The 14,024-nt window shown below is 44.5% G+C and carries 12 protein-coding genes and 1 tRNA gene; 6 read left to right on the plus strand and 7 right to left on the minus strand.

Annotated elements, in window-relative coordinates:
* Window positions 1-651 precede the first annotated feature (651 nt).
* Window positions 652-738: transfer RNA gene (locus C8D97_RS05445), tRNA-Leu, on the minus strand.
* A gap of 128 nt (window positions 739-866) precedes the next feature.
* Window positions 867-2,153, minus strand: coding sequence for a nucleotide sugar dehydrogenase (locus C8D97_RS05450; protein WP_109762721.1), 1,287 nt, complete (start codon window positions 2,151-2,153; stop codon window positions 867-869).
* Window positions 2,154-2,301: 148 nt separating this feature from the next.
* Here C8D97_RS05450 and C8D97_RS05455 point away from each other — a divergent pair, with 148 nt between their 5' ends.
* The gene (locus tag C8D97_RS05455) at window positions 2,302-2,790 is read left to right on the plus strand and encodes an RDD family protein (protein ID WP_170115152.1); all 489 of its coding nucleotides are present in this window, start codon (window positions 2,302-2,304) and stop codon (window positions 2,788-2,790) included.
* A gap of 29 nt (window positions 2,791-2,819) precedes the next feature.
* On the opposite strand, the gene lptG is transcribed toward C8D97_RS05455, so the two are convergent.
* Complete coding sequence (lptG, locus tag C8D97_RS05460) at window positions 2,820-3,887, minus strand: LPS export ABC transporter permease LptG (protein WP_109762725.1); 1,068 nt, start codon at window positions 3,885-3,887, stop codon at window positions 2,820-2,822.
* A complete protein-coding gene (lptF, locus tag C8D97_RS05465; protein ID WP_109762727.1) occupies window positions 3,887-4,984 on the minus strand; it encodes an LPS export ABC transporter permease LptF in 1,098 nt (365 codons plus the stop codon). The genes lptG and lptF overlap by 1 nt, the downstream gene beginning before the upstream one ends.
* A 215-nt stretch (window positions 4,985-5,199) precedes the next feature.
* Between lptF and pepA the strand changes: the two genes are divergently transcribed.
* Together pepA and C8D97_RS05475 are read left to right on the plus strand one after the other, a co-directional pair.
* A complete protein-coding gene (pepA, locus tag C8D97_RS05470; RefSeq protein ID WP_109762729.1) occupies window positions 5,200-6,714 on the plus strand; it encodes a leucyl aminopeptidase in 1,515 nt (504 codons plus the stop codon).
* Window positions 6,715-6,738: 24 nt separating this feature from the next.
* A complete protein-coding gene (locus C8D97_RS05475) occupies window positions 6,739-7,173 on the plus strand; it encodes a DNA polymerase III subunit chi (protein ID WP_109762731.1) in 435 nt (144 codons plus the stop codon).
* Between the two features lie 126 nt (window positions 7,174-7,299).
* On the opposite strand, the gene C8D97_RS05480 is transcribed toward C8D97_RS05475, so the two are convergent.
* On the minus strand, window positions 7,300-7,695 hold the full coding sequence (locus tag C8D97_RS05480) for an STAS/SEC14 domain-containing protein (RefSeq protein WP_109762733.1): 396 nt from the start codon (window positions 7,693-7,695) through the stop codon (window positions 7,300-7,302).
* A gap of 120 nt (window positions 7,696-7,815) precedes the next feature.
* Here C8D97_RS05480 and C8D97_RS05485 point away from each other — a divergent pair, with 120 nt between their 5' ends.
* The 3 genes from C8D97_RS05485 to C8D97_RS05495 all read left to right on the plus strand — a co-directional run bounded on the left by C8D97_RS05485 (window position 7,816) and on the right by C8D97_RS05495 (window position 11,484).
* Window positions 7,816-10,650, plus strand: a complete 2,835-nt coding sequence (locus tag C8D97_RS05485) for a valine--tRNA ligase (protein WP_109762735.1) — start codon at window positions 7,816-7,818, stop codon at window positions 10,648-10,650.
* 87 nt (window positions 10,651-10,737) lie between these two features.
* Window positions 10,738-11,094: a hypothetical protein gene (locus C8D97_RS05490; RefSeq protein ID WP_109762737.1), complete on the plus strand. Its 357-nt coding sequence runs from the start codon at window positions 10,738-10,740 to the stop codon at window positions 11,092-11,094.
* A 12-nt stretch (window positions 11,095-11,106) separates the two neighbouring features.
* Window positions 11,107-11,484, plus strand: coding sequence for a VanZ family protein (locus C8D97_RS05495; protein ID WP_109762739.1), 378 nt, complete (start codon window positions 11,107-11,109; stop codon window positions 11,482-11,484).
* 195 nt (window positions 11,485-11,679) lie between these two features.
* Here the strand turns inward: C8D97_RS05495 and C8D97_RS05500 are convergent, their stop codons facing one another.
* Window positions 11,680-12,156, minus strand: a complete 477-nt coding sequence (locus C8D97_RS05500) for a hypothetical protein (protein WP_109762741.1) — start codon at window positions 12,154-12,156, stop codon at window positions 11,680-11,682.
* A 14-nt stretch (window positions 12,157-12,170) separates the two neighbouring features.
* Window positions 12,171-13,931, minus strand: coding sequence for a type IV pilus assembly ATPase TfpB (tfpB, locus tag C8D97_RS05505; RefSeq protein WP_109762744.1), 1,761 nt, complete (start codon window positions 13,929-13,931; stop codon window positions 12,171-12,173).
* Window positions 13,932-14,024: the final 93 nt, after the last annotated feature.

Consider the following 14,024-nt stretch of genomic DNA (forward strand, 5'->3'; position numbering starts at 1 on the left):
CTCTTATTCTTACAAAGAATGAGTAAAAGTTAGCTTGCACGACCATGTTAGTTTGAAGTAAATAAACAATTGCTTTAGGGAGGAATAGACGAGCTGCGAAAGTCGATATAGTCCAAAGAGATCGATTGTATATAGTTTAAAACTATTTCCAACTTTCACTAACTCCGAATTTAACTCACCCTGAGAAAACAACCGTTTGACATCTGACACAGCAGAAGAGGTACTGCTCTCAGCTCTTAATCTAAAATAATCAATGATTTATTTTAGGTTTATGTCATCGTATCGTTGGTAACCTAGATATCGCTTGATAATACTGTCTTTCGTTACTTTAAATGCTTTTGCAAAAGTCGATATTGCTTCATACGAGAAAATGACTGGGATCAATCCTATTTTATATAATTAGCCATCCTTATTTATTAGCCGTCATACGATTAAAATTAAACTTACTTAACTAATATTAATAGGTAAGCTTAAATACTTACTATTCCTTCAATAATTTTTATTCTCAGCACATCTACAAACATCATGATCCATAGTAAAAACTACAGAACTCTTCCTATTTTAAAAAGCGGCGCTGTTAAGCAGAATTAATGGTCTCGATACTTAAACCCAAAAACGCAAAAAGCCGACTAACGTCGGCTTTTTTAAAGATGGTACCAGAGGACGGACTCGAACCGTCACACCCGCAAAGGCGGGGGATTTTGAATCCCCTGTGTCTACCAATTCCACCACTCTGGCTTTGTGTTTTTGCTTGAAATACTGCTTCAATTATCTGCGAACCATTTGGTAGTGCCTTGCGGCCTGGTTCGAGCTTGAGTTTCCTCAAGAGCGGGCAATTATAATCAATCACCCGCTGATTGCAACCGTTAAATACGAGACAATTTGTAGCTCGACGAGGCGAAGGCTTCGCGATCCAGAAGTCCTTTAATATCCCATATATGCGCGCCAGGTTTTAGCATGCGTGTGTAGTCGTCCATCGACCATTCTTTGTACAACGAATGCGCAACCGCCACAAAAATCAAATCCATGTCTTTTAACTGCTCATCGGTGACCAGTTCAACCTGATACTCACGCTGCACTTCTTCGCCGTCAGCCATGGGATCATGAACCAATGGCGTCACGCCAAAACTTTTTACTTCGTCGATGATGTCGATAACTTTTGAGTTTCGAATATCCGGGCAGTTTTCTTTAAAGGTTAAACCTAATACGCCAACTTTTGCACTGCTGACGTTAACGCCATCTTTGATCAGGTTTTTGATCGCTGACTGGGCAATGGTACGGCCCATGTCGTCATTCACTCGGCGTCCTGCTTGTATAACCTCCGGGTGATAACCAATCAGTTCGGCTTTGTGGGTCAGATAATAGGGATCAACACCAATACAGTGGCCGCCCACCAGACCCGGGCGAAACGGTAAAAAGTTCCACTTGGTGCCCGCGGCTTCTAATACATCGAGGGTGTCTATGTTCATTCGCTGGAATATCAACGACAGCTCATTCATTAGTGCAATATTCAAGTCTCGCTGGGTGTTCTCTATGACTTTGGCCGCCTCGGCAACTTTTATACTAGACGCACGATAGATACCGGCGGTGACCACACTGGCGTAAACATCGGCCACAATGTCCAGCGTCGCTTGATCCTGACCGGATACTATTTTCATGATTTTAGTAAAGGTGCGTTCTTTATCGCCCGGATTAATCCGCTCCGGTGAATAGCCTACGGTAAAATCCTGACCGCAAATTAAGCCGGATTCCTGTTCCAAAATCGGCACGCAATCTTCTTCCGTAGCACCGGGATAAACCGTCGATTCGAACACCACTATGTCGCCTTTTTTCAGCGCCTGACCAACGGTTTTAGACGCCGAGAGTAATGGACGAAAGTCGGGGCGACGAGCATCATTGATAGGCGTTGGTACGGCAACGATGAAAAAGTCCGACTTGCGCAGCACGCTGACTTCATCGGTAAATTCGATGTCTGCGGCTGTTAAGTCTTGCGGCTCGACTTCTAAAGTATGATCGTAGCCGTCTTTAAGCTCCTGCACGCGATTTTTATTAATATCAAACCCGATTACTGGCTGGGTTTTACCAAAGGCCACCGCTACCGGTAAACCAACATAGCCCAAGCCAATGACAGAAACTTTTCGATTATGTGCCATAGAATCATCCTGTTTACAGAAAACACTGGAATTTTAATATTCCGTTATAAAGACCAACCCACTGTTAATGCGCGAGATTGTACCACGCTATATTCAGAATTGGCGCTTTTTGCTACACTCTAGCGCTATTTTTTTATGAATGAAAATTATGAACGCTTCCACTGAAAAATTATTGGTATCCCCTGCCTCGCCCTGGAAACGAGTGTTTGCCTGGATCTATGACACCTTACCCGTTGCCGGTGTTTTTGTACTGACGTTTGTGGTGGGTTTTGCACTGATGAATTTGGTGCTGTTTAACAAGGATGCCGCACAAGTCTCGGCGCTTATCCGTAACCACCCACTTTGGTGGGCTTATCTGGTGATTGGCAGCTCCATGTACTTTTTGTATTGCTGGCGTAAAGGCGGACAAACCGTAGGTATGCGCACCTGGCGCATACAGCTGGTCAAATCCGATGGTCGCTTTTTGAGTAAAACAGACTGTGTGATCCGGGCGTTTTTATCCTTTGGCGGCCTGGCGAATATTTGGGCGTTTATAGATGATGAAAATCGCGGCTGGCACGATATCGCTGTGGATGCCTTTGTGGTGCAATTGCCAAAAACCGAAAAAACCGCCGAGCAAAAAAAGCCTCTGATTTAATCAATTCGTTAGGTTTGACTGTGTCGCGTTTAGCGCGCGCGTTTTAATAAATAAGCCGATAGCACCGCAAATAAAACAACTGGCATCAATGCGCCTAAAAATGGCGGAAATTGATATACCAGACTTATTGGCCCAAAGAAATTATTCACAATATGAAACGAAAAGCCTACCACTATTCCGCTCATTAATCGCGCGCCCATGCTGACCGAACGCATGGGCCCAAAAATAAACGAGCTGGCCAACACCATCATTACCACCAAAGACAAAGGCTGGGTAAGCTTGCGCCAGAAAGCCAGTTGATAGTGGCGACTGTCGAGTTGATTACTGTCCAGATATTGTTGATATTCCCGCAATCCTTTTAGATCAAGCATTTCCGGTTCAACCGTTAGCACTTCAACATGTTGCGGTTTTAACTCACCGTCCCAGACGAATTCTTCCGGCTGCTGCTGCAACACTTTATCGTTCTGGTGCACTCGGATGGTTGGTTTGTGATACACCCAGGAAGACTGTCGATAAGTCACCTTTTGCGCCGTGACCATCTGTTTAATTTTCGCCTTGTCATCCATTTGAAACAGGGTGACGCCACTTAATGCGTGATCACTGATTACTTTTTTAATGTGAAGAATGTCCTGACCGCTGCGCGCCCACACCCCTTTTGCTGATGTTTTTATTTGATTGCCACTGATGGCGGCGGCACGCTCCTGTTGCGCCGTGACACTGGAAATCGGTGACACCCATTCACCAATCACAAACACCAGCACCATTAATATGGCCGTTGCCTTTATTGTACTTGCCACAATGCCAATGGTTTTAATGCCGGCCGCTCGCATTACGGTTAACTCATTTTGTGCCGCCATATTGCCGAGTGCCGAAAGTCCGCCAATCAACACCGCCATAGGAAAAAACTCATAAATACGCGACGGTATCAGCAACAATGAATAATAAATGGCATCGGCAAATTGATACACCCCCTCACCAACCTTGCCCGCTTCATCGAGCAGGGTAAATAAAGTACGCAAACCAATTAACACCAACAGGGTTAAGCTGATGCTGAGCAATACCTGCTTACCGATGTAACGGTCGAGAATGGATAACATCACACCGCTCCCCTGCTTTTGCGTTTAAAAGATGACTTTTTATTCGGGTGTCGATATTGCCACAAACAGTAGGCCGAAAAGACGGCGTAGATCCACCAGAAACCCAGCCAGCCAGGCAACTTGGCGTCTTCAATCATGCCGCGACTCAGGATCATCAAAATCATATAGCTCAGGTAAAGCATTAAAGCCGGTAACATCTTGGCAAATTTACCCTGCCTCGGTTGCACGCGCGATAAGGGCACCGCAATCAATAATAAAAGCGGTAGACTGATTGGCACCGACAATCGCCAATGTAACTCCGCCCAATGGGTATTGGTGAGATCACTGAGTAACTGGCTGGTGGACACGGCTTTTACTTTTTGATTTTGCAGCTTGGATAAAGCCGCCGGAATACGCATGGTGTAGCTATCAAAGGTTGTTACTCCCCAGGCACTGGATGCTTCTGGCAATGAATAACTGACGCCACCACTCAATACCAGAAAATTTTCTTGTTCTGACGGTGAGCGTGCAGCCCCCTGTTGCGCAGATATGACCTGCCATTGATGTTGATTCGCCGCATCGGGAAGTTCGGCAAAAAACAGTTGTGTTAAATCACCGTCATCATTCATCGAGGCGGCGTACATGACGCCTTTGCCATCTTTCGATATCTGAAACTTGCCAGGGGTTAAAAATGACAACTCGGACTTCGAACTTTGCTGATGCAACAACTGTTGCTGCTGACTGGCCGCCCATGGCGCTACCCACAAACTGAAAATAGCGGCAAATACCGCAAGCCAGAGTGCAATGGGCAGCAACATTTTAGCCAGTGCACCATTTCCCACACCAACACTGCGCGCTACGGTTAACTCATTATCAACATAGAGCTGACCAAAAGAGATTAAAACACCCAGAAATAAAGCCAATGGCAATAAAAAGCCAACCAATGGCGGAAGCTGCAGAAAAACCATACTTAACAAGAGTTCAGGTGCGATTTTTCCGTTCACAACATCGCCTAAAAAACGCACAAATTGCTGGCTGGTAAATATCAGCACCAATACCAGCAAAACAGCACCAGAAGCCAGTAAAACCTCTTTTTGTAAATGATTTTTTAAACGCACTAAAGCTCTCTAAACTTATACTTTTGATGATTTTTTATAAGGATTGGTCTAAAATGCCTATTTTAGACGGTTTTTTATATCAAATTCATGCTTATGATGGTTCAGTTGATGATAGCATGATTTAATAAAGCGCAATAAATTCGCTGGCATCCGAGTACGGCATTGTAACGGAAAATTATTAACGCCAGCTACAACACAAAGGGTCGGGAGATATCATGGAATTTCACGTTAAAAGCGGAAGTCCGGAAAAGCAACGCAGCGCATGCATCGTTATTGGTGTGTTTGAACCTCGAAAGCTTAGCCCCGTTGGAGAACAGCTGGATCAGGTGAGCGATGGCTACATCAGCAATATACTGCGCCGCGGTGATCTTGAAGGCAAAGCCGGCCAGGTATTGTTGTTGCACAATGTCCCTAACACTCTTTGCGATCGGGTTTTATTAATCGGTTGTGGTAAAGAACGTGATTTCAGCGAGTCGCAATACAAACGCATTATTTCTAAAGCGATTTCCACTTTAAACGATACAGGCTCCATGGAAGCAGTGTGCTTTTTAAGTGAGTTAAACGTTAAAGGCCGCGATACTCACTGGAAAGTCAAACACGCGGTTGAAGCGGCACAAAGCAGCCTTTACACCTTCGATCAACTCAAAAGCAAAACCGATACAGCACGCCGTCCACTGCGCAAGCTAGTGTTTAATGTCACCACCCGCCGCGATTTAACCATTGGTGAGCAAGCCATTGCAGAAGGTCAGGCGGTAGCCGAAGGCGTTAAGTTGGCCAAAGATCTGGCCAATATGCCGCCGAATATTTGTCACCCAACCTATTTAGCGGAGCAAGCGGAAAAAATTGCTGACGACTACGACAAGGTTAACGTTGAAATCCTCGAAGAAAGCGACATGCTCGAGTTGGGTATGGGCGCCTTTATGGCGGTCGCACAGGGTTCTGCACAACCGGCCAAATTAGTCATACTCAATTACAACGGTGCTGAAGACAAAGACGAAAGCCCAATTACTCTGGTGGGTAAAGGCCTGACCTTTGACAGTGGCGGTATCTCTATTAAGCCAAGTGAATCCATGGATGAAATGAAATACGATATGGGCGGAGCTGCTGGTGTTTTTGGCGCCTTTTTAGCCATCGTTCAACTGAAATTGCCGGTAAATGTGGTGATGGCCGTCGCTGCCGCAGAAAATATGCCCGGTGGTCACGCCTGTCGCCCTGGTGATGTGGTTACTTCCATGAGCGGACAAACCATTGAAATACTAAACACCGATGCCGAAGGCAGACTGGTTCTGTGCGATACCCTCACTTACATCGACAAATTCAATCCTGATGTGGTGATTGATGTTGCCACCTTAACGGGTGCTTGTGTGATCGCTCTGGGTGCTCACGCAACAGGACTATTAAGTAACCATAATCCACTCGCCCACGACCTGTTAAACGCCGGAGAAACCGCTGATGACAGAGCCTGGCGTTTACCCTTATGGGATGAATATCAGGAACAACTAAATACCAACTTCGCCGATATGGCAAACCTGGGTGGCCGCCCTGCCGGTACCATTACGGCCGCGTGCTTTCTGTCTCGATTCACCAAAAAATATCAATGGGCCCATCTGGATATTGCCGGTACAGCCTGGCGTGGTGGTAAAGATAAAGGCGCTACCGGCAGACCGGTATCCTTGTTAACTCAATACGTCATTGATCGGGCCAATGCTCGCGCCAGTAAAGACGCTTAACGGCATTAATCGGATAGGCTCCCTATGACTAATGTCGAGTTTTTCATTCTGGATGACGAAGCGCCCAAGGCGGCGTTTCGTTTGTCCATCAATATGATACAAAAAGCCTATCAGAGTAAACGTCGTGTGTTTATCCACACTGGCTCTAAACGCGATGCCGAGTATATGGATGAGCTGCTGTGGACTCAGGAACCGAGCAGCTTTTTACCGCATCTGTTATCCGGCGAAGCCGAAGGCATTTATCCGCCGATTCAAATTGGCTACGGGCAAGAGCCCAATATTCGACCGGATGTGCTGGTTAATCTTGCCGATGATGTGCCGTCTTTTCATGGGCAGTTTGAAAAAGTAATCGAGTTTGCTCATGGTGATGAACAAAGCAAAGAAAAAGCCAGAGAGCGGTTCAAGTTTTACCGCGAACGGGGCTACCCGTTAAAGCATTTTAATCCTTCTGCCGAATAGCAGCTTTTTTTCAATATTATAGTGAGCTTTTCAATACTCCAATAAACGTTCAATACCGTAAAAATCTATCCAGCACTTCATTTTTTATTTAATATTTCTAGACGTGTTTATCTTTCGTTCAAGGCTTTAATTTTGCAACCCCTGTGACTGATTACGCTGTTTAAGCCAGTTTTCAGCGTCATCCATTCGATCAAATATTTTCACTTCGTAAGGCGCTTCAACGACCAGTGCTTTATATTCTTCACAGAGCAAACGAGACTGATGATCTTTGACTACAAAAACCGTAGCCGGGTAACCTTCAATATCACGCTCTGACTGGGTAAATTTGGCCAGTTTAAAAACATCCATCACATCCACATCAAAAGTACAGTCATTAACACTCCATAATGCATTAGCATCCAACGGAAAGCGTCCGCTGTAAACGTCTTTGAATGCTGCAGCAATGTCTTGAGCACTAATGGCGCCTTCAAGGACAACCCTTATGGCGTGTAAACTGGAATCAAATTGGTAGGAATAAGCCATTATTCTAAATTAAACTCGGTTTTCTGCGACAAACGGTGGCTTCACAGGTTTTGAACCCTTAAAATACCGTCCCCTAGATTTTAAGTTTAATTCGAATTGACGAAAAAGAAAGCGATCATTATGGATAAGGCATACTCCCCCAAAGACATTGAGCAACAGTGGTATCAAACTTGGGAAAGCAAAAACTATTTTGCCCCATCGGGTGAAGGCAATCCCTATTGCATACTTATTCCACCTCCCAATGTTACTGGCAGCCTGCATATGGGCCATGCCTTTCAGCACACCATTATGGATACACTGACTCGTTATCATCGTATGAAAGGCGATAATACTTTGTGGCAGGTTGGTTCGGATCACGCAGGAATTGCCACGCAAATGGTGGTGGAGCGAAACTTAAATGCCGATGGTATAACTCGTCAATCCTTGGGTCGTGACAAATTTATCGATAAGGTCTGGGAATGGAAAGAACACTCAGGTGGTAACATTACCCAACAGATGCGTCGACTGGGCGATTCCTGTGACTGGACCCGTGAAGCCTTTACCATGGATGACACCTGTTCCAATGCCGTAAAAGAAGTGTTTGTTCAATTGTATCAGGACGGCACCATTTATCGTGGCAAACGACTGGTGAACTGGGATCCCAAATTTCATACCGCCATCTCTGATCTGGAAGTTGAAAATAAAGAAGAACAAGGCAGCCTCTGGCATTTTCGTTACCCATTAGCCAATGGCGCAACCACCGCTGACGGTAAAGATTATATTGTGGTTGCAACCACACGACCGGAAACCATTTTAGGCGACACCGCGGTGGCTGTTCATCCTGATGATGAACGTTATCACTCATTGATTGGTAAAACGGTTTTATTACCGCTGGTTAATCGAGAAATTCCAATTGTTGCCGACGACTACGTCGATAAAGAATTTGGTACCGGCTGTGTCAAAATTACACCGGCGCACGATTTTAACGATTACGAAGTGGGCAAACGTCATAACGCACCTTTGATCAATATTTTAAATGCCGACGCTGCAATTCGCGATCAAGCCGAAGCATTCGATTATAAAGGCCAGCCAATTACCGATATTGATTTAACCCTCCCGGAAGGTTACGCCGCACTGGATCGATTTGATGCCCGTAAAAAAATCATCGAAGACTTTGATGCATTAGATCTTCTCGACAGTATTAAAGACCATACCTTGCAAGTGCCCCGTGGTGATCGCAGTAACGCAGTTATCGAACCTTACTTAACGGATCAATGGTATGTGGCAGTAGAATCACTGGCCAAGCCAGCCATAGAGGCCGTTGAAAGTGGTGAGATAAAATTTGTGCCAGAAAACTGGTCAAAAACCTATTACCAATGGATGTACAATTTGCAGGACTGGTGCATCAGTCGTCAGCTTTGGTGGGGCCATAGAATTCCCGCCTGGTATGATGATCAGGGTAATGTTTACGTTGGCCGAGACGAGCAAGAAGTCCGTCGTGACAATAATCTGGATGACACAGTTGTTTTGTCACAAGACGACGACGTTTTAGATACCTGGTTTTCTGCGGCACTTTGGCCATTTGCCACAATGGGCTGGCCAGAAAAAACCAAAGAACTGGACACCTTTGTGCCCTCTTCTGTTCTGGTAACCGGATTCGACATCATCTTTTTCTGGGTTGCCCGAATGATTATGATGACGAAGAAGTTCACCGGAAAAGTTCCCTTTAAAGAAGTTTATATCACAGGACTTATTCGCGATGAAAACGGGCAGAAAATGTCCAAGTCAAAAGGTAATGTGCTGGATCCCATTGATCTGATTGACGGTATCGATATCGAAGGCCTAGTAAATAAACGCACCACCGGATTAATGAATCCAAAAGATGCCACCAAAATTGAGAAGCGCACTCGTAAAGAGTTTGGTGACGGTATTGAATCTTATGGCACCGACGCCCTACGATTTACTTTTTGCGCACTGGCGTCCACCAGCCGCGACATTAATTTTGATTTAGCACGCGTTGAAGGCTATCGAAACTTCTGTAATAAAATATGGAACGCAGCACGGTATGTTCTGATGAATACAGAACAGCACGATTGCGGACAAAATGGTGGAGAACTTTCGTTAAGCCTTGCCGATCGTTGGATCTGGTCAAGACTGCAAGCCACCATAAAAGATTTTGATAATTATATCGAACAATATCGTTTCGATCAGGTTGCGCAATCCTTGTTTGGTTTTATTAAAAATGAATATTGTGACTGGTATCTTGAGTTATCAAAGCCGGTATTAAGCAGCGAGCAAAGCAGCGAAGCGCAAAAGCGAGGCACCCGCCATACTCTGGTAAACATTCTGGAACAGGTGCTTCGACTGGCGCATCCAATAATGCCCTATATCACAGAAGAAGTTTGGCAAAAACTGGCGCCACTGGCAGCGATTGAAGGCGACTCTATAATGCTTCAAGCGTTTCCTGAGTTTAATGCTGAACGTTTTGATCAGGCCGCAATGGATGATCTTGAGTGGGTTAAACAGGTAATTGTTGGTGTACGTAATATACGTGGTGAAATGAATATATCCCCCGCCAAAGCGGTGCCTTTAATCATGTATAATGGCTCAGAAACGGATAAACGACGATATGAAGACAATCAAAACTTTTTAATGTCGCTGGCCAAACTTGAATCCATCGACTGGAAAAATGCTGGTGACACACTCCCGGTTGCCGCAACCGCACTCGTCGGCAATATGGATTTATTAATTCCCATGGCAGGACTGATCGATGTTAATGCTGAAAAAGCACGACTGAACAAAGAAGTCGAAAAGCTGTCCAAAGAGCAACAGAGAATTTCTGGCAAACTGGACAATGCTAACTTCGTTGATAAAGCACCTGAAGCGGTGGTTGCCAAAGAGAAAGACAAGTTAGCCGATGTTGAGTCAGCTTTAAACAAACTTAAAGCTCAGGTGGCTCAGCTGGATAATATTTAACAGCTAAAACTAAACACTATTATTCAATGGTAGAGCATTGAAAGGATAATTAATGTTGATTAACAGAATAGTAAGCAGGAAGGCTTCGTGATTAAAAGTTTTGCTTTTTTAATGGCGCTGTACGGTTACAGCGCCTATTCAGGCTCGAATGAGAACCCACAAAAAAGTCGTATAATAGAACCCGGAAAAGTGGTTGAAGAATGCTTTAAATTAAAAAAGCATCAGTCAGTAACTTTTTCATTTAAGACCAGCGATCCTGTGCTGTTTAATTTGCATTATCATTACAAACAGCAAACCATTTATCCAATTGCCGACCAACTAACACCCGAGTTTAAGCCAACAAAATTTTCTGCCCAATCCACTCAAACCTATTGTCTGATGTGGTCGAATAAACAGTCATCCGGAGTTTCCTTACTCTATCGATTTAAGACAGATGCAAGGTAATCGGTAACTATTATGTCGCTATCGCAGATAAAACATTGGTTACCGAAAGCGGGCCATCCGTTCTGGAAAGTACTGGCCTTTAGTTCGGTTATTTTTTTACTGCTATTAACGCTCGGGCCATCGTTAGTCAAAGGCGGTTCAATAAAGCACCTGGACAAAGTATTTCATTTTATTGCATTTGCGGGTGTAACCTATGTATTACTGGCGGCCTACTCCAAGATCAAAACCCTTTACGTTATTTTGACTTTGTCTTTATTAGGCGCAGCGATTGAAATTGCGCAATATTACATACCCGGGCGAAGTTTTAGTTTGCTCGACTTGGTGGCTGATGTATTAGGCGTAATCGCTGCTGTTTATCTGTTTCAAAAAATACACCCTGATACCGAATGAGCTTATGTTTGCATGCCTATGGTTTTAGGTTTTAACTGACTTGCACGTTTCTAATCATCAGAGGGATTGCATTGTATCGTTGAGAAGCCTAATCTTTCAGGCTTCTCTAAAATTTCTTTAACAACGAATACAAAGACTGCTCTTTAAATGCTTATTATCATTAACCGATGGTAGCTTTATTGACAATAATTTCCGTTAATGCGTGGCGTTTCCAGCAATATGATCAGCGCGGCAAACATTATTGGCACAACTGAATTTAGGCTTAGGCGCAACCACACAAATACCCACTCGCCCTTCTGTTTCATTTATATTTTTCATTAGCTGATTATACTGTTTGGTTAAAGATTTCAGCTCTTTGCTGTTGGTTTGTGATTTTGAGTAAACACGATAGGTTTCAGGACCGCCGCATGGACGTGAACCGACCGCAAGCAATGCGCAGTCATCATTTGATGCACAGGCTTTATTTTCAATCAGTTGATTGATCGCTAAGTACAGTGACTCTGCTTTTTGCTCAGAATCCTCATTATCCGACATTGATGAACCATTGCTCGTATTTGATGACTGACGAGTATCGGTCGCAGTTGTATTTTGCGAGTAACAAGCCGACAGAATTAATAGGCAAACGGATACCAAAAATACCAGTCCAAAATGATTACTGTTTAAATATTGCATTGTTTTCTCCAGGTTTACATTTCCATTTCGGGCGAAGCCACGCGAAGCACTTCTTCAATTGTGGTAGCTCCTTGTGCCACTTTCATTGCACCGCTTATTCTCAGCAGCGACATACCATCTTTTAACGCCTGATCACGAATCGGCCCCACATCACATTTACTGTGAATTAATTTTTTCACCTTGCTATTAACCGACAGCATTTCATATATTCCCTGCCGCCCCAGATAACCGGTTTTGCGGCAATGTCGACATCCAACTGGTTGATAAATCTGCTTTGGTGCTTTCAACGGAAAAGGGGCCACCATATGTTGCCAGGCAGCTTCATCAACATCCACTTTAGACTTACAGCTTGGGCACAAAGTTCTAACCAGCCGCTGAGCCATCACTCCCAATAAAGACGCATTCACCAAGAAAGGTTCTACGCCCAAATCAATTAATCTGGTAATAGCAGACGATGCATCGTTGGTGTGCAGTGTGGATATCACCAGATGACCGGTAAGGGATGCCTGTACCGCCATATCTGCGGTTTCTTTATCCCGTATTTCACCAATCATAACAATATCCGGATCTTGTCGAAGCAACGCCCGGATCCCTCTTGCGAAATCTACACCAATATCATGATGCACCTGCATTTGATTTAGGTTGGGATCGACCATTTCGATAGGATCTTCAATGGTACAAATATTGACTTCGGGTTTTGCCAATAATTTTAACGTGGTGTAAAGGGTGGTTGTTTTACCGCTACCGGTTGGTCCCGTTACCAGAATGATGCCATTCGGCTGATGCACCATAGAGAGCCATTTTTTTTCTATGTTTTTATCCAGACCTAGTGCAGAAAAGTCACGATTTAACACACCGGGATCAAAAATACGCGCCACCAGCTTTTCACCAAAAGCGGTGGGTAACGTGGATAAACGTAACTCAACTTCCTGACCATCGGGCGCTTTGGTTTTAATGCGCCCATCCAGAGGCTTACGTCGCTCTGCTATGTCCATTCGTCCCATAATTTTAAAACGCGCCAATACTGCGTTTGTTATTGCGCCCGGAAACTCATAGACTTTATGCAACACGCCGTCGATACGAAAGCGTACATTACCTCTTTCTCGTCGCGGCTCAACATGAATATCACTGGCCCGTTGTGAATAAGCGTATTGCAATAACCAGTCAACAATTTGCACAATGTGTTGATCATTAGCATCCACTTCTCCGGCTTTGCCAAGCTCAATTAACGCTTCCAGATTTCCCGAACCAATTTCCTGATAATGTTCGCTTTTTGCGCCTTTGATCGAATGCGACAGAACATAAAAATCTTTTTGGTATCTATCAATAGCAATGGGACTTGCAAACACTCGTTTTACTTCTTTGCGTAAAATATGCTCCAGACCACTGACCCAGCCTGTAACATATGGCTCAGAAGTGGCAACGGTCACACTGTTTGCATTAACCGAATACGCCAAAATTTTATGTCGCTGTGCAAACGCCTTCGACATAACGTCCGTGATGGCATCCACATCCAGCTTTAAAGGGTCCAGCTCAACACATTCCATACCACAACGTGTGGCGTACCATTCCGATAAATACTGGTCATCCAGTTCTACTTTTTCTTGTTGTGCATGCTTTAAATTAAGTGGCGCAATGCCCTGAATGGGGTGCTGGCTGGCGGGTAGACTGCGCAGTTTTACCCGAAGCGTGGCGAAGGTGTCCTTGTTGATCAGACCATCCTTCAGCATGGCTTCAATAAACTTGATGGGAATGGTTGGCGTGTCCTGGGTCATATATTGGCCTTTATTATCGTTATCAATATGATAGCCGTTATAGCGGAGGGTGCGTCAAGTTTCTATTAACCCTTTCACCAGATAAGTAAATAA

It is taken from the genome of Pleionea mediterranea (assembly GCF_003148745.1).
Classification (GTDB): domain Bacteria; phylum Pseudomonadota; class Gammaproteobacteria; order Enterobacterales; family Kangiellaceae; genus Pleionea; species Pleionea mediterranea.